The organism is Microcystis sp. M113S1 (assembly GCF_020246945.1).
Lineage (GTDB): Bacteria > Cyanobacteriota > Cyanobacteriia > Cyanobacteriales > Microcystaceae > Microcystis.
Map to the genome: position 1 here is coordinate 1 of NZ_JADBSA010000067.1, position 14745 is coordinate 14745.

18 protein-coding genes are annotated in these 14745 nt (G+C 42.3%); 10 read left to right on the top strand and 8 right to left on the bottom strand.

What is annotated here, in order from left to right:
* The coding region (locus IM319_RS03865; RefSeq protein WP_287734716.1) for a helix-turn-helix domain-containing protein at window positions 1–168 on the bottom strand (168 nt) is incomplete at its 3' end.
* A gap of 127 nt (window positions 169–295) precedes the next feature.
* On the opposite strand from IM319_RS03865, the gene IM319_RS03870 reads away from it, so the two are divergent.
* Entirely contained in the window at window positions 296–1501 is a 1206-nt protein-coding gene (locus tag IM319_RS03870) for an acetate kinase (RefSeq protein ID WP_287734710.1), read from the top strand.
* 3 nt (window positions 1502–1504) lie between these two features.
* Here IM319_RS03870 and IM319_RS03875 read toward each other — a convergent pair whose 3' ends face one another.
* From IM319_RS03875 to IM319_RS03890, 4 genes are all read right to left on the bottom strand, one after another.
* The gene (locus IM319_RS03875) at window positions 1505–2056 is read right to left on the bottom strand and encodes an anti-sigma factor family protein (RefSeq protein ID WP_287685261.1); all 552 of its coding nucleotides are present in this window, start codon (window positions 2054–2056) and stop codon (window positions 1505–1507) included.
* Window positions 2057–2169: 113 nt separating this feature from the next.
* Entirely contained in the window at window positions 2170–2826 is a 657-nt protein-coding gene (locus IM319_RS03880; RefSeq protein ID WP_002750403.1) for a sigma-70 family RNA polymerase sigma factor, read from the bottom strand.
* A gap of 268 nt (window positions 2827–3094) precedes the next feature.
* On the bottom strand, window positions 3095–3685 hold the full coding sequence (locus IM319_RS03885; protein ID WP_287685259.1) for a PAP/fibrillin family protein: 591 nt from the start codon (window positions 3683–3685) through the stop codon (window positions 3095–3097).
* 178 nt (window positions 3686–3863) lie between these two features.
* The gene (locus IM319_RS03890) at window positions 3864–4427 is read right to left on the bottom strand and encodes a phycobilisome protein (RefSeq protein ID WP_287734711.1); all 564 of its coding nucleotides are present in this window, start codon (window positions 4425–4427) and stop codon (window positions 3864–3866) included.
* A gap of 149 nt (window positions 4428–4576) precedes the next feature.
* Here IM319_RS03890 and rseP point away from each other — a divergent pair, with 149 nt between their 5' ends.
* From rseP to IM319_RS03905, 3 genes are all read left to right on the top strand, one after another.
* On the top strand, window positions 4577–5668 hold the full coding sequence (rseP, locus tag IM319_RS03895) for an RIP metalloprotease RseP (protein ID WP_286824886.1): 1092 nt from the start codon (window positions 4577–4579) through the stop codon (window positions 5666–5668).
* Window positions 5668–6321 (top strand): endonuclease III, encoded by a 654-nt coding sequence (gene nth, locus IM319_RS03900; protein WP_286824885.1) that lies wholly within the window; start codon window positions 5668–5670, stop codon window positions 6319–6321. The genes rseP and nth overlap by 1 nt, the downstream gene beginning before the upstream one ends.
* A 153-nt stretch (window positions 6322–6474) precedes the next feature.
* A complete protein-coding gene (locus IM319_RS03905; RefSeq protein ID WP_002795707.1) occupies window positions 6475–7083 on the top strand; it encodes a rhomboid family intramembrane serine protease in 609 nt (202 codons plus the stop codon).
* Here the strand turns inward: IM319_RS03905 and IM319_RS03910 are convergent.
* Window positions 7080–7406 (bottom strand): antibiotic biosynthesis monooxygenase, encoded by a 327-nt coding sequence (locus tag IM319_RS03910; protein ID WP_286824883.1) that lies wholly within the window; start codon window positions 7404–7406, stop codon window positions 7080–7082. The genes IM319_RS03905 and IM319_RS03910 overlap by 4 nt on opposite strands.
* A 160-nt stretch (window positions 7407–7566) precedes the next feature.
* On the opposite strand from IM319_RS03910, the gene IM319_RS03915 reads away from it, so the two are divergent.
* Window positions 7567–8109 (top strand): NADPH-dependent FMN reductase, encoded by a 543-nt coding sequence (locus IM319_RS03915; RefSeq protein ID WP_287687721.1) that lies wholly within the window; start codon window positions 7567–7569, stop codon window positions 8107–8109.
* On the opposite strand, the gene folB is transcribed toward IM319_RS03915, so the two are convergent.
* Together folB and IM319_RS03925 are read right to left on the bottom strand one after the other, a co-directional pair.
* A complete protein-coding gene (folB, locus tag IM319_RS03920) occupies window positions 8096–8452 on the bottom strand; it encodes a dihydroneopterin aldolase (protein WP_287687723.1) in 357 nt (118 codons plus the stop codon). The genes IM319_RS03915 and folB overlap by 14 nt on opposite strands.
* 131 nt (window positions 8453–8583) lie before the next feature.
* Entirely contained in the window at window positions 8584–9567 is a 984-nt protein-coding gene (locus tag IM319_RS03925) for a glycosyltransferase family 2 protein (protein ID WP_287734712.1), read from the bottom strand.
* A gap of 195 nt (window positions 9568–9762) precedes the next feature.
* On the opposite strand from IM319_RS03925, the gene IM319_RS03930 reads away from it, so the two are divergent.
* The 5 genes from IM319_RS03930 to IM319_RS03950 are packed head-to-tail and all read left to right on the top strand — an operon-like array spanning window position 9763 to window position 14472.
* Window positions 9763–10683 carry a glycosyltransferase family 2 protein gene (locus IM319_RS03930; protein WP_287687727.1) on the top strand — a complete coding sequence of 307 codons (921 nt, stop codon included), beginning with the start codon at window positions 9763–9765 and terminating at the stop codon, window positions 10681–10683.
* Window positions 10684–10697: 14 nt separating this feature from the next.
* Window positions 10698–11657 carry a GDP-mannose 4,6-dehydratase gene (locus IM319_RS03935; RefSeq protein WP_287734713.1) on the top strand — a complete coding sequence of 320 codons (960 nt, stop codon included), beginning with the start codon at window positions 10698–10700 and terminating at the stop codon, window positions 11655–11657.
* 2 nt (window positions 11658–11659) lie between these two features.
* Window positions 11660–12877: a glycosyltransferase family 4 protein gene (locus tag IM319_RS03940; protein ID WP_287734714.1), complete on the top strand. Its 1218-nt coding sequence runs from the start codon at window positions 11660–11662 to the stop codon at window positions 12875–12877.
* A gap of 29 nt (window positions 12878–12906) precedes the next feature.
* Window positions 12907–13890, top strand: a complete 984-nt coding sequence (locus IM319_RS03945; protein WP_287687731.1) for a glycosyltransferase family 2 protein — start codon at window positions 12907–12909, stop codon at window positions 13888–13890.
* Between the two features lie 27 nt (window positions 13891–13917).
* Entirely contained in the window at window positions 13918–14472 is a 555-nt protein-coding gene (locus IM319_RS03950; RefSeq protein ID WP_287734715.1) for a phycobiliprotein lyase, read from the top strand.
* Window positions 14473–14745: the final 273 nt, after the last annotated feature.

Here is a 14745-nt window from a genome sequence, read left to right on the forward strand (position 1 = left end):
CATTGAAGAAGTTTGAGCATATCCTACTCTTTCTTGCTTTTCGTACCATGCTTTTGTTCTGAGATGGAGAGCTTTATTGTAAACTAATCTTACACAGCCCAAGGTGCGCCGCAATAGCGGCTCTTGTTCTGGTGTGGGGTAAAATCGAAACCAATAGGCTTTTTCCATGTCTCACATTCTGGCATATATGGTGTAAATGTGCTAACATTTAACAGTAAAGCCAACCTAGAACGACGGGGTTTCAGACCCAAATTTTCGATGATCAGCACAAGCCACCTCCTAATTGAGCTTTTTTATGAAAATTCTGGTCTTAAATGCGGGATCGAGCAGTCAAAAAAGTTGTTTGTACGATTTAGAGTTTCTCCCTGGCCATCCTCCGGAACCAATTTGGCAAGCGGGGATCGATTGGACGGTTAACCCTGATTACGGGGTTTTAACGGTAAAAGCTCAGGGAATTAAACAGGAAATTAATCTTTCTAGTCAGGATCGTCCGGCGGGAATTGCTCGGATGTTAGATACCTTAGTCACTGGCGAAACTAAGGTACTGGCTAACCTCGCCGACATTAGTATAGTCGGTCATCGAGTTGTCCATGGTGGCACGGAATATTCCCAGGCCACCATGATCACTCCCCAGGTCAAAGAAACGATTAAAAAGCTGATTCCCCTTGCTCCTAGCCATAATCCCGCTCATTTAGAAGGAATTGAAGCGATCAAGCAAGTTTTCGGCGATGTTCCTCAAGTAGCAGTGTTTGACACCGCTTTTCATCGTTCTATCCCTCCTGAGTCTTCTCTTTATCCCATTCCCTACCAATGGAGTGAACTGGGAATCCGTCGCTATGGTTTCCATGGCACCAGTCATCAGTACTGCTCCCAACGGGCCGCCGAATTGTTAGGAAAACCCCTAGAATCCTTGAAAATGGTGATCTGTCATCTGGGAAATGGCGCTTCCCTATCGGCAGTCAAGGGGGGTAAAAGTATTGATACTACTATGGGATTTACTCCTCTAGAGGGATTGATGATGGGAACCCGCAGCGGTTCGATCGATCCAGGGATTCTGATTTATCTAGAGCGAGAATATCAATACAATCCCGATAGTTTAAATAGCTTACTCAATAAAGAATCCGGTTTAAAGGGAATTTCGGGTATTTCTGGGGATATGCGGGCAATTACCACGGCGATGGCCGAAGGCAACGAGAGGGCAAAATTAGCATTTGAGATGTATATTCATCGTCTGAAAAGTTTAATCGGATCGATGATCGCTTCTCTAGAGGGGTTAGATGTCTTGGTATTTACGGCAGGAATCGGCGAAAATTCAGCTTTAGTACGGGAAAAAGCCAGTCAAGGCTGGTCTTTTTTGGGTTTAGAGTTAGATTTGGCTAAAAATGCCGCTCGTCCTCGGGATGAGGATATCGCCAGTGACACATCTAAAGTGCGAGTGATGGTAATTGCTACGGCGGAAGATTGGGCGATCGCACGAGAATGCTGGCATTTATCTCGATAGACCTTACCTTTGGCTATTCTCTTTTGGCTGTTCCGTTGCGGGAATCTCCATAATCGGATGGTTAAGAGCAATCATCAAATGGTCTCCCTCTTGGCTAATACTGCTCGGACTGCTCGCCATTTGGGAGAGGGGATCATTGCGTTCGGAGACGAAGTAGGAACCAACAGCGATCGCCATAGCGGTGAAAATTGCGCCACCATAAACATAATATTGCCGACGACGCTGACCATCGACTTTTCTGAACACCTGTTCTGCCAATCGGTCGCTGGCCATAGTAACCGGTACGGGAATTTGCTTTAAATTAGTTTGTAGTCCCAAGAGCTGCCGATAGAGTTTTTTAGCAGCAGCATCATGGTCTAACCAATGCTGAACTAGCTTCCGTTCCTCTACCGTTACTTCGTTATCAATATAGGCGCTAATTAAATCGAAACGATGAGCTTCTTCGTTATCCTCATCTAAGAACAAAATATCCTCGGTTGCGGAGTTGCAATCGCTGTCATCGTGACGTAACAAAGACTTGATCCATTGAACGTCTTCGGGTTGATAATTATTCATGGTTGACCTCGACCAGAAGCGATCGGTATACAATCACTTTTCACCAGCACGGAGCTAGTTAACTTTAACGACTCCTCATTTCGACCGTTAGTGCCGAATCACCACAATTTTATTTAGCCTTCCGTAAAATAGGGCTGTAAAACAGATTGTAATTTAGCGCGAGCGCGAGCAATGCGGGATTTAACAGTTCCTAAAGAAACTCCCGTGATCTCGGCAATTTCTTCGTAGGCCATGCCTTCAATTTCTCGCAGAATAATAGTTGTCCGAAAAGCTTCTGGTAAATCAGCGATCGCAGCCTGTAATTGATCGTAGAATTCGTGGGTGGTGAGATGTTCATCGGGACTGGGGTAATCGGACTCGATATCCCAATCGATTTCGCCATCTTCCACGCGCCGGGGAGCATCGAGGGAAATGGGGTGATTAACCCGCTTGCGTTTCCGCAATTCGTCGTAAAAAAGATTAGTAGCAATGCGACTTAACCAACCGCGGAACTTGAGGGGTTCATGGAGACGGTTAATATTGCGATAGACGCGAATCCAGACCTCTTGAGCCAAATCAGCGCGATCTTGCCAATCGGGAGCCAAATGATAGAGTAATTTATCAACATGAGCCTGATAGCGCCGCAGCAGTTCCGCAAAGGCTGCTCGATCCGGCTGACAGCCTTCCTGACAGCGTGCAATTAGATCGTAGTTGGAGAGTTTGTCAGGGGACACGGGGTTTTGAGACTTTTTGGCCTCAAGTGACCAAGATGCTGGAATCGATTGACTCATGGGATTTCCTCTAAGGATATAAACTCCTCACTCAGAGCTTGAGGACGGGAGAATTCAGTAAAGGTTCCCGAAAGTAAATAATTTTTTTCCCATATTTTGATTCTAACCGATCGGGGCATTCATCTGGGGGAGCAAGTGGGGTGTCGGGTGTGGGGTGTATTTTCAGTGAACAGTAAACAGTAATCAGTAATCAGTGAACTAAAAACTCACATCTGATCACTGATTACTGATAACTGATACAAGCCTGTCTCCTGAATAGCTCTGTAAGTTAGGTTTTTTCCTTAGCGAGAATAAAGACGCTGCCCTCGCTGCCGCGGCCGATGCGGAGATCTTCATCGAGATAGGTGATATCAAGCCAACCTGTTTGTTGGCGATTATTGAAAGAAAAATCGAGGGGAGGAAATTTTTTGCCACTCTCGATCGCTTCAATAAATTCTTGGGGAGAATGATAATTGAGAAGACGTTGCAGACCGAGGATCGAGCGCTCAAATTTGACCATTACCCGACGCTCGGATGTGGGTTCAAAGGTAGCGGAGACGATCACTACTCCTTCTAACCAAGGTACACCGGTAATTTCAGCGATATTGTAGAGTTTGGCCTTGTTCAGGTCGAGATATTGATAAATTTGCCCTAATTGAAAAAAAGGTAGGCGATCTATTCCCAGAATGTTGCGGCTGCTGGTGAATAGCAAACGCCAATTGCCCCCCAATAGTTGTTTAACTTCGAGGGGATGGGGATGGGGATTGTGATCCTCCAATTGTTCGATCGCCGCTAAAATCCGCACGCGGTCGCTTTCTGTCGCCAGGAGTCCGCGATTTCTACCAGCGATCAATTCTAATAATTTCGCTTTGGCATCCATAGAATCTCCCTTATTTATAAACTGCCTCGACCCGCTAGGTACTCGATCGAGGTTTTTGGTGGTCCCAAGAGGTTCACTTTCGCTGATGATTTCAGAGTTTCAACGGAGTTTTAACCTCGGTGAGCGGCATTTTCAACTGTTGACTTGATTATTTTAACACAGATTAAATGCCGCAGTTTTAAAATTTTTTCATAACCGTAATTAAGTGATCGAAATAGGGAGTAATTGCGTTTTTTTCTGCGTCGCTAAAATACTCTAAACTGTATTGTTTTAAGGCTTCTAACCCCGAAATCATTGCCCCTAATGGTACTTGCAATTCTTGGTAAAGAAGACGCATATTTTCCAATCCCTCGGCACTGGTGTAGGGAATCTGTTGTCCGGCGATACCGTAGGTAATACAGCGTAAAAAGTTCCAGAAATCACGCCAACAAGCTTCGGCGCGGTGAGGTGGATAAAGATCGCCTCCGGGGTAAAAAATGGTGGGAAATTGACTTAAGACAGTCTGACAAGCGTTATCAACGATAATATTAGCATTATCCCGCAGTTTTCGAGCTTGTTGACTATAAACAAGTAAATCAGGCTCTAAATTGACGATAGTATCTAAATCGCTATCGCTGAGATAGCAAGTTTGATCATCTGCTTGTTGCCAAATAGCGATCGCTGCTTGCTGATAGGGCCAATCAGCGAAACTGATGATTCTCGCTTTTGGGATTAATTGCTGGGCGCGCTCACTCAAAGGCATCGATCGCTCTCCGTTAGGTCAGATTAGGCAGTTAAGATCACTTCTATCATAAATGATCGAAAAATTAGCGATAACTCAAGATTTTTTGAAATCTATCCAAGAGGATCGCTTACAATAAACAAAAGCTAAGTCATTATATTTTGATCATCATGTCAGTTTTAATAGCGATCGGTGTACTTGCCCTATTAATTGTCGTTCACGAATTGGGTCATTTTGCCGCTGCTCGTTGGCAATCTATCCATGTTAATCGCTTTTCTATCGGTTTTGGTCCAGCTTTAGCTAAATATCAAGGTAAAGAAACGGAATACGCCCTCCGCGCCATTCCTTTAGGGGGTTACGTTGGTTTTCCCGATGACGATCCCGATAGTCAAATTCCCAATAACGACCCTGATTTATTACGCAATCGTCCTGTTTTCGATCGAGCTATCGTCATTAGTGCGGGAGTAATTGCTAATTTAATTTTTGCCTATTTTTTGCTTGTTACCCAAGTCGCTACGGTGGGTTTTCCCCAAATTAACTATCAAGAAGGGGTAATTATTCCAGAGGTTTTTACGGCTGAAAATTCCGTCGCTAAACAAGCGGGAATACAAGCGGGGGATATCGTTCTCGCTATCAATGATCAGCCCCTTGGTGCTTCTCAAAATGCCATTATTGACTTCCGTGACATTATTCAATCTTCCCCCGCTCAACCCCTAAAATTAACCATCAAACGCCCGACAGAAACGATCGATTTAATCGTTACTCCTGAATTGGGAAGTGATGGTCAGGGTAAAATTGGGGTTAGATTGGCTCCTAACGGTGAAGAAACTCGCCTGAAAGCCGATAATTTTGGGCAAGCTTTTAGCTTGGGTGCGGGGGAATTTCAGCGATTAATCCTATTAACCGTGCAAGGTTTTGGGCAGTTAGTTAGTAACTTCAAAGACAGTGTTCAACAGGTAGCAGGACCGGTTAAAATTGTCGAATACGGAGCGGCGATCGCTCGTAATGATGCGGGTAATCTTTTTCAATTTGCCGCCCTAATTAGTATTAACTTAGCGGTAATTAATATTCTGCCTTTACCTGCTCTTGATGGTGGTCAATTAGTATTTTTATTAATCGAGGCTTTGGTAGGTAAACCTCTCCCGACTAAACTGCAAGATAACATCATGCAAACAGGTCTAGTTTTACTCTTAGGATTAGGAGTTTTCTTAATCGTGCGCGACACGGCTAACCTAGCAGTTTTTCAGGATTTATTCCAGTGATGGACTCTCGAAAAAAAACTGAACCTCAACTGCGCGCCCTAGAAATTTTAAGCAACTTAAAGCGATTATATCCAGAGGCAACCTGTAGCTTAAATTATCAAACTCCCGTGCAGTTATTGGTGGCAGTGATTCTCTCGGCACAATGCACTGATGAGCGGGTAAATAAGGTGACTCCTGCTTTATTCGCTCGTTTTCCCGATGCTAAATCCTTAGCTTTTGCCGAGCGAGAGGAGTTAGAAACTCTCATTCGTTCCACGGGATTCTATCGCAATAAAGCTAAAAATATTCAGGGTGCTTGTCAAAAAATCCTCAAGGATTTTCAGGGGGAAGTACCCAAGACAATGGAGGAATTATTAACTTTACCCGGGGTAGCTAGAAAAACGGCTAATGTGGTACTCGCTCACGCTTACGGGATTATTGAGGGGGTGACAGTAGATACCCACGTTAAGCGCTTAAGTAATCGTTTGGGTTTAACTACTAATAACGATCCAGTGAAAATTGAACGGGATTTAATGGCTTTACTACCTCAACCGGATTGGGAAACTTTTTCTATTAGTATTATTTACCACGGCCGGGCGGTTTGTAAAGCAAGAAATCCCGCTTGTTTTTCCTGTCAATTAGCCACTCTTTGTCCCGCGGCAAAAGTAAGCTAATTAAGTAGGGAGGCACAATTATTTGTAGGATGGGTTAGCGGTAGTGTAACCCATGCAGACGTTGGGTTTCATACTTCAACCCAACCTACGTTCTCACACCTGATAACTGAATCACTGATAACTGATAACTGATAACTGATGTGGGGGGCTATAATGGGAAAAAATAGCTCATCCATCAATCTTATGAGTCAAGGATCTCGGCAAGAAATAAAAACCCAAGCAATAATCCTCGCTACCTTTGTGGCGATTTTTTGGCTGTTAGAGATTTTAGATCAATTTGTTTTTCGGGGCAGTTTAGACATTTTCGGGATTATTCCGCATCAAGTCATCGGATTGCGGGGTATTCTTTTCGCACCTTTCCTACACGGTGACTTTCCCCATCTTATCGCTAATACGGTTCCTTTCCTGATTCTCGGTTGGTTGGTGATGTTACAGGAAACCAGTGACTTTTTTATTGTGACTGGGTTGACTATGCTGGTGGGGGGGTTAGGAGTCTGGTTATTTGCTACTCCCGGCTCCATCCATATCGGGGCAAGTATCTTGATTTTTGGCTATTTAGGTTTTTTATTACTGCGGGGCTATTTCCAGAGAAATATTCCTTCTATACTCTTGTCAATTCTAGTCTTTTTACTCTACGGTGGCACAATTTGGGGCGTTTTGCCTTCCCGTCCGGGGATTTCTTGGCAAGGACATTTATTTGGTTTCCTAGGCGGGGTTTTAGCCGCCAAATTAATCGCCACCGAAAAGAAACATTATCCCTAAATGGGGGAAGCTTCTATCTCGCTACATACTTCATAAAAATCGGTGACAGGCGGTTTTGCAAACAGAGGAGCCATGGATTTCAGCAATAATTCATGGGTTTCGCTTTTATTGGCCTCCATATCATCGATTTTATCCCAGATGATCACGGCAATTCCTTCGTCGGTTCCGGGTTTTTGCAGCAGAAAAGCCCCTTGGAATCCCGTGGAATAGGTGGAAACGGCCTTTTCGTAGAGTTTTTGGGCCTCGGAAAAACACCCCGGTTTGAATTCACCAATAGCCACATAGGCGTATTTATGTTTGAGAAAATCGAGAAATTCTGGCATGGCAATGAGGGGAAATGGAATAAATCTTTCTTTCTACTCTCATTAAAACTTAGATCGATCGCCCCCTCCGCCCCATCCACATATTTTTTTAACTAAGCTTCCCCAATTGTCTCTTTTTTTGTTAGCTTATATGTAGTCGTTATGAGTTTGTATAAGTTCTATGATCAAAATCGTTGGTATTAATGGCAGTTTACGCCCCGGATCCTATAGTGCGATGGCGTTAGAAGTTGCTATCAGTCGAGTACAGGGGTTAGGAGTAGAAACGGAGATAATTGACCTGAGAAAACTCTCTTTACCCTTCTGTAACGGGGGAGATGACTATTCTGACTATCCCGATGTGGCCAAAATGCAGCAAACGGTTAAATCGGCAGCGGGATTAATTTTGGCGACACCGGAGTATCATGGCAGTGTCAGTGGTGTGATGAAGAATGCCCTAGATTTAATGAGCTTTGAGGAGTTATCGGGAAAGGTTGCTGGATTAATCAGTGTTTTAGGCGGCCAATCCAATAGTAACGCCCTAAATGATTTAAGAATCATTCTCCGTTGGGTTCACGCTTGGGTAATTCCGGAACAAATTGGCTTAGGACAAGCGTGGAAAGTCTTCAACGAAGAAGGAAAAATCCTTGACGAGAAGCTTTCCCAACGTTTTGACGCTTTTGCTGCAAGTTTAGTCGATAATACCCGTAAACTCAACGATATCTAGTAATATCGATGGTGATTTTACCGGTGAAATGGGGAATTGGGGCGGCGGGTTTCGATAATTGTACTCTTACCTGTCGCACTCGATCGAGTTGTAGGATATCCTCAGCGATAACCGTGGCCAATTTTTCCACTAGGGCAAATTTGCCGGTTTCAATCTGGTGTTTGACAATTTTGATCGCCTGTCGATAATCTAGGGTATCTTCAATTGCGTCACTTTTGCCAGCAATGCTGATATCAACTTCTAGGGATAAATCCACCTCAAACCATTGACCTAAAACCTGTTCTTCGGCCAGATATCCTGTGTAACCGTAGGCACGAATTCCCGTAACGTGAATAGTATCCATAGATAGTTAAATTTAAAAACTGGCAGCGTTGGTCACAAAGATGAAGTGTAACCTAATTTGGTATCGACGACCCACTCCCCAAAACGAAAACTTCCTACCCGACCATTAAGATAACTGCTATAAATTATAGTTTAGACGGCTCTTACCTGTTCGGCGTAATCTTTGGAGCGTAGTTGACGGAAACCTTGAAAAGCCAGTTGTCTCAAATTTAGAGGTAAATAGGAAAGCAGTAAACCCAGTCTAGCTCGTCGGGATTTTCCTAACAATTGCGAGGCTTTTTCTATTAAAACTCGCCCAGCTTCGGTTTCTCCCTTTTCAATTAATTTTATTCCCAAAGATTCCTGTAAAAAAGCCGCTTTTTTTACTCTTTCTTCTTCTAACTTTACATCATTAAAGTGATAACCTTCTGTACAAAACAGTTTTGCTCGCAAAAAGTGAACCGCTTGTTTTAAGCTAGTTTGACCGCCATGGAAACGATATTCCATTAATAATTCCGGCAGAAAATAAGCTTGTTTTCCCGCTAAAGCTAAACGCACTAATAAATCAAAATCTTCACAACCATCCGCTTGAGAGCGCATATAATCCACATCGGCTAAAGATTGATAACGAAAAAGAGTCGAACCCACCTGTAAACTTTGATAGGAAAAAGTTTGTCTCTCTAAATCAGTAATAATCCCTTGTTGTAATCTGTCTTTGCCCCATTTCGCTGAATTTTCCTGGGTTGCCGAGGCAACTTTTTGTCCAAATTTATCAATAATCCAGTGATCGGTACAGACAAAATCAACGTTTTTTTCTTGATCTAAAATAGGGACAGTTTTCGCTAAAAATTCAGGAGTTAGTCCATCATCATCATCGAATTTAATAAAATATTCTCCCCGAGCAGCCGTAAAACCCGATCGCATATTTAAACTTCTACCAAGATTTTGGGGATGACGCAGATAAATTATTCTCGAATCCTGAAATGCTGCCACCACTTCTGGGGTATGATCAGAAGAACCATCATCACAAACAATTAACTCAAAATCTTCATAAATCTGCCGCAAGACACTATTAATCGAATAGGTGAGATAATCGGCGCGGTTATAGGTGGGAATACAAACAGTTACTTTCGGCATAATATTTTCAGTAATCAGTAATCAGTAATCAGTAATCAGTTATTCGTTATTAGTGAACAGGGATATCGGGATATCAAGAGAGAAAAGCTAACGGCTGAAGGCTGATGGCTGACGGCTGACGGCTTTAAAAGTATTTTTACATTTTTCCAAAGGAATGTTAAGTTTTAGGTTATTGAATGAGTAACCTTGATAGCCATGGCTCCTAAAATAGCAGGGATTATCTGTACCCACAACCGCGATCACTACCTAGCAGGAGCGATCGATAGTCTTTTAGCGCAAACCTGTCCAGATTGTGAGATTTTAGTGGTTGATAACGCATCCACCGATAAAACCCGTCAAGTGGCCCAGTCGCGTCTGGGAGATGGGCGGCTAAAATACGTTTACGAACCTATTTTAGGGCTATCTACCGCCAGAAATCGCGGGGCGAAGGAAACTAGAGCGCCGATTTTAGCCTATTTGGATGACGATGCGATCGCTAGTCCTCAATGGTTAGAAATTCTGTTAAATGCCTACGAAAATAACGAAAAACTGGCAGTAGCGGGGGGAAAAGTCACTCTTATTTGGCCGCAAGGCTACAGTCAACCCAATTGGTTATCCGATGAGTTAGCAGGGGGTTTAGGGGCTTTCGATTTGGGCGACAATGTGGTATACATTAGCCAGGCGAATTTAACTCCGCGAGGGGTTAATTACTCAATTCGGCGGGATTTCTTGGATAAAATTGGCGGTTTTGACCCTAATTTGGGAAGAATTGGGAAAAAACTTCTCTCTAACGAGGAATTATACACGACAGAACTGGCACTCGCCCAGGGATGGCAAGTGGGATATTTTCCCACCGCATTGGTGGAACACAATGTAGCCCCGGAAAGAATCAATCGTCAATGGTTTATGCGTCGTAGTTGGTGGCAAGGCATCAGCGAACACTACCGGGAAGAAGTGGCAGGAAAGACGGGATTGGCTCAATTTAGGCGAGGAGGTGAGCGTTTGGTGAGAGGATTGGTTAAATATGTCAAATTTATCAATAATCCCGCTAAAAGCTTTGATAATCTTCTCTATGCCTACGGACAAATCGGTTATTTAAGCGAGGCCGCCAAGGCGATGTTAAACCCTCAAAAGTAAATTATTGTAAATAAATGAGTAAAAAAGCGTTAATTTGTGGTATATCGGGGCAGGATGGAGCCTACCTAGCCGAATTACTGTTAAAAGCAGGCTATACAGTTTGTGGCACCTCCCGGGATGCCCAAATGTCCTCTTTTAGTAACCTGAAACGTTTGGGAATCAAGGAACAGGTAAAACTAGAATCAATGGCACTGAACGACTTTCGCAGTGTCCTACAAGTCTTAATTAAAATTAAGCCCGATGAGGTCTATAATTTGGCTGGACAAAGTTCTGTGGGTTTATCCTTCGAGCAGCCAGTGGAAACCTTAGAAAGTATTGCCACGGGAACCTTAAATCTCTTAGAAGCAATTCGATTTACCGGAGCAAAAATTAAATTATATAATGCAGGATCGAGTGAATGTTTCGGGGATATCGGCGATAATTCTGCCGACGAAAATACCCCTTTTCGTCCTCGCAGTCCCTACGCTGTGGCCAAATCGGCGGCTTTTTGGGAAGTGGCTAATTATCGAGAAGCCTACGGAATTTTTGCCTGTTCAGGCATACTTTTCAATCATGAATCTCCTCTGCGTCCCGAGCGCTTTGTTACCCAAAAAATTATCGCTGCCGTGGCTAGAATTGCCCAAGGAAGTCCCGAGACTTTACACTTAGGAAATATGGATATTCAAAGGGATTGGGGTTGGGCTCCGGAGTACGTTGAAGCGATGTATTTAATGCTGCAACAGGAGCAACCCGATGATTACGTGATTGCTACGGGAGAAAGTTCAAAACTGGAGGATTTTGTCGCCACAGCTTTTGCTACTGTTGGCTTAAATTGGCAAGATCATGTAATTTCCGATCGAAGTTTATTAAGACCAACAGATTTAGCCATTAGTCGCGGCAATCCCAACAAAGCTAAGGAAAAATTAGGTTGGCAAGCACAATACAAAATGACTGATATTGTCCGCATGATGGTAGAAAATCGTTTAGAGAAATAGCCATGAATATCTTAATGATTAGTTCCACCTTTCCCTATCCACCCAGCAAAGGAGGAACTCAGGGCAGAACTTTTAATTTACTCAAATATCTCAGCAAAAATCATGATATTACTCTCATGGTTCAGCGTACTGCTGATGTCAGCGATGAGGAGGTAGAAAAGTTAGGTAACTTTGTTAGTGAATTGGTAGTTTTTCCCCGTCCTCAAGATGCCAAAACTGGAATAATTGCTAAACTGCAAAGATTAGCTCAATTCCTGAAAACGGGAACCCCTCCCAATGTACTTTTTGGCTATTCTCAAGAGATGCAGAACTGGATAGATAGGGCAGTTAAGAGTCAAAAATTCTCAGTCATTACCAGTGAACATAGCGTTAATGAAATTTATATTCGTTCCGAATGGCAACGGCAAATTAGGACAGTAATTGATGTGCATAGTTCCCTCTATCAAACCGGCAAAAGTCAATTAGAAATTGGGGTTTCTAGTCAAAAATTACGGGATCGTCTCTACCTTCCTCTCCTGTGTCGCTACGAACAAAAAACTGTGCAGAAATTCTCAAAAATTGTCGTCACCACCGATGATGATCAAAAACAAATGCGAGAATTCGCTCCCAAGAAAGAGATTTATTTAATTCCTAATGCAGTCGATTTAGATTTATTTGCCTATCGTCCCGAGGCTCCTGCTGGACATAATTTAGTTTTTATCGGTGGGTTAGATTATTGGGTTAATATCGATGCGTCCTGTTTTTTAGCTAGGGAAATTTTACCTCGTATTCAAATTACTTACCCCGATACTACTTTAACTCTAGTCGGTGCTAATCCATCCCTAGAAGTGCAAGAATTAACTAAGTTAAAAGGAGTGATTGTGACGGGACGAGTACCATCAATGACCACCTATCTTCATCAGGCAACTGTGGCAGTTATTCCCCTAAGAACGGGTTTTGGAATGAAGTTTAAAACCCTAGAATCTATGGCCGCAGGGGTGCCTGTGGTGGCCAGCGATCGAGGTTTAGAAGGGTTAACAGTGGAAGGAAATAATGTTCCTTTAGCAGCCTTAAGGGCTAATAGTATTGAGGAATATTGTACGGCGATTAGTAGTCTTTTTGAATCGGCAGAGTTGCGAGAAAAATTATCTAGAAACGCTCGCAAGTTAATCGAAGATAATTATACTTGGCAGCAAGCAGCCGCTAAGTACGAACAAGTTTTGACTGCTGATATTTGTTAGGAAATTTCTCTAGTTTTTTGTAAATTAATATGCTATCAAATCAAATAACAGTGAAAATATCTGTGGTTGTTCCTCTCTATAACGAAGAGGAAAATATCGATGTTCTCTTTAGCCGACTTTTAGCAGTTTTAGAGGCACTAAATACCAGTTATGAGGTCATTTGCGTCAATGATGGTAGTCGTGATAATACTCTCAAAAATCTCGTGGAATATCATCAACGTTATCCACAAATTAAAGTGGTTAATTTATCCCGTAATTTTGGTAAAGATATTGCCATGTCAGCAGGAATTGATTACAGTCAAGGGATGGCAGTAATTCCTATTGATGCTGATTTACAAGATCCCCCCGAATTAATTGCCGAAATGATCGAAAAATGGCAGCAGGGTTATGATGTGGTTTATGCGTCCCGTCGGGTTAGAATTGGCGAAAGTTGCTTGAAACGTTTCACCGCAGAAGGTTTCTATCAAGTCATTAATAAATTGAGTCGGGTTCCTATTCCCCCTAATACGGGAGATTTTCGCTTAATCGATCGCCGAGTGGTAGAATCAATTAAAAAAATGCCCGAACGTCAAAGATTTATGAAAGGAATATTTGCTTGGGTGGGATATAAACAGACATCAATTTTATTCGATCGAGAACCCCGGTATCAAGGACAAACTAAATGGAATTACTGGAAATTATGGAATTTTGCCATCGATGGTATTACCTCTTTTAGTTTTTTGCCTCTGAAAGTCTGGACCTATGTAGGATTTATCATTGCACTTGTTAGTCTTGTTTATGCTAGTTTTTTAATGCTCAGAACTATTATTTTAGGAATCGACGTACCCGGATACGCTTCTCTGATGGTTGCTGTTCTATTTTTAGGAGGAATCCAATTACTGACTCTTGGTATTATTGGCGAATATATTGGCAGAGTTTATGAAGAAGTAAAGGGCCGGCCACTTTATCTTGTTCGAGATTGTTATGGTTTTGAAAATAGGAAACAAGTTACTGATAAAATAACTCAAAATTAAAATACTGATAAGAGGAGAATTAAGTCTATGAATACCGAAGTTTTTCAGCAATTTTTTGCCTATTGTGTCGGTAGTTGGCAAACGGAAAGAACCTATCATTATCTAGCTGATCAAGAAGTGGAACGTTCCCGTACTGAATTCCTCATTCAACCCCTCACTAGGGAGATTAAACAGAAAGTTCTGACAGATAATAACTATCCCGATATTGCCGATTTAGAAACTATCCCTGGGTTTAATTTAGGTTTCTATACCATCTCGGAAAAAGGAGAAGAAGTGCGACAAAATCTTAATCTTTTATTTGTGGTTAAAGCAGAAAATAACGGTTATTTAGAAGGGGATTATCTTCGTGATCGCGCCTACGAAGAAGCAAGACCAATTATCTCCGCTTTTCGCTTTGATTCCACCACCAGAGAGTTATTAATGACCACCAATTATACTCGCAGTGTTTCCGTGGATTCAATTACTTTAATCAATCCAGACCTGCGAATTCGCAAAATTATTAACTATCAACGTCCCAAGGAGGGGGAACCCTTGGAAAAAGTTCTCTTGGTCGGTTTTGGGGTTGAGTGTAAAGTCAGTTAAAAAAATAGGTAGTGATCCGATAGTAGTGGTGAGCTACCTTGCTTATCTAGCCTGAGTTGTGTAGAATATTGACTAATAAAAATAATTACCTGATAAATGTCAAGAATTTGCTTTTTATGATTCAAGAATTTGCTTTTTATGATTGCTGTTTTTATCAAAATCTTCTCTGGGATTATTAAATTTTGGTTGGATGGCGATGAAGATTTAGAACATCATCTTTTAATAAAAAATTCACCAGCTTCAATATTTCGTTGTCCTAAATGTGGTTCTTGC

Bases quoted from the DNA above. Each gene is read 5' to 3' on its own strand.
- IM319_RS03870 (WP_287734710.1), top strand. From the start codon at position 296: ATGAAAATTCTGGTCTTAAATGCGGGATCGAGCAGTCAAAAAAGTTGT.
- IM319_RS03875 (WP_287685261.1), bottom strand. From the start codon at position 2,056: ATGAATAATTATCAACCCGAAGACGTTCAATGGATCAAGTCTTTGTTA.
- IM319_RS03880 (WP_002750403.1), bottom strand. From the start codon at position 2,826: ATGAGTCAATCGATTCCAGCATCTTGGTCACTTGAGGCCAAAAAGTCT.
- IM319_RS03885 (WP_287685259.1), bottom strand. From the start codon at position 3,685: ATGGATGCCAAAGCGAAATTATTAGAATTGATCGCTGGTAGAAATCGC.
- IM319_RS03890 (WP_287734711.1), bottom strand. From the start codon at position 4,427: ATGCCTTTGAGTGAGCGCGCCCAGCAATTAATCCCAAAAGCGAGAATC.
- rseP (WP_286824886.1), top strand. From the start codon at position 4,577: ATGTCAGTTTTAATAGCGATCGGTGTACTTGCCCTATTAATTGTCGTT.
- nth (WP_286824885.1), top strand. From the start codon at position 5,668: ATGGACTCTCGAAAAAAAACTGAACCTCAACTGCGCGCCCTAGAAATT.
- IM319_RS03905 (WP_002795707.1), top strand. From the start codon at position 6,475: ATGGGAAAAAATAGCTCATCCATCAATCTTATGAGTCAAGGATCTCGG.
- IM319_RS03910 (WP_286824883.1), bottom strand. From the start codon at position 7,406: ATGCCAGAATTTCTCGATTTTCTCAAACATAAATACGCCTATGTGGCT.
- IM319_RS03915 (WP_287687721.1), top strand. From the start codon at position 7,567: ATGATCAAAATCGTTGGTATTAATGGCAGTTTACGCCCCGGATCCTAT.
- folB (WP_287687723.1), bottom strand. From the start codon at position 8,452: ATGGATACTATTCACGTTACGGGAATTCGTGCCTACGGTTACACAGGA.
- IM319_RS03925 (WP_287734712.1), bottom strand. From the start codon at position 9,567: ATGCCGAAAGTAACTGTTTGTATTCCCACCTATAACCGCGCCGATTAT.
- IM319_RS03930 (WP_287687727.1), top strand. From the start codon at position 9,763: ATGGCTCCTAAAATAGCAGGGATTATCTGTACCCACAACCGCGATCAC.
- IM319_RS03935 (WP_287734713.1), top strand. From the start codon at position 10,698: ATGAGTAAAAAAGCGTTAATTTGTGGTATATCGGGGCAGGATGGAGCC.
- IM319_RS03940 (WP_287734714.1), top strand. From the start codon at position 11,660: ATGAATATCTTAATGATTAGTTCCACCTTTCCCTATCCACCCAGCAAA.
- IM319_RS03945 (WP_287687731.1), top strand. From the start codon at position 12,907: ATGCTATCAAATCAAATAACAGTGAAAATATCTGTGGTTGTTCCTCTC.
- IM319_RS03950 (WP_287734715.1), top strand. From the start codon at position 13,918: ATGAATACCGAAGTTTTTCAGCAATTTTTTGCCTATTGTGTCGGTAGT.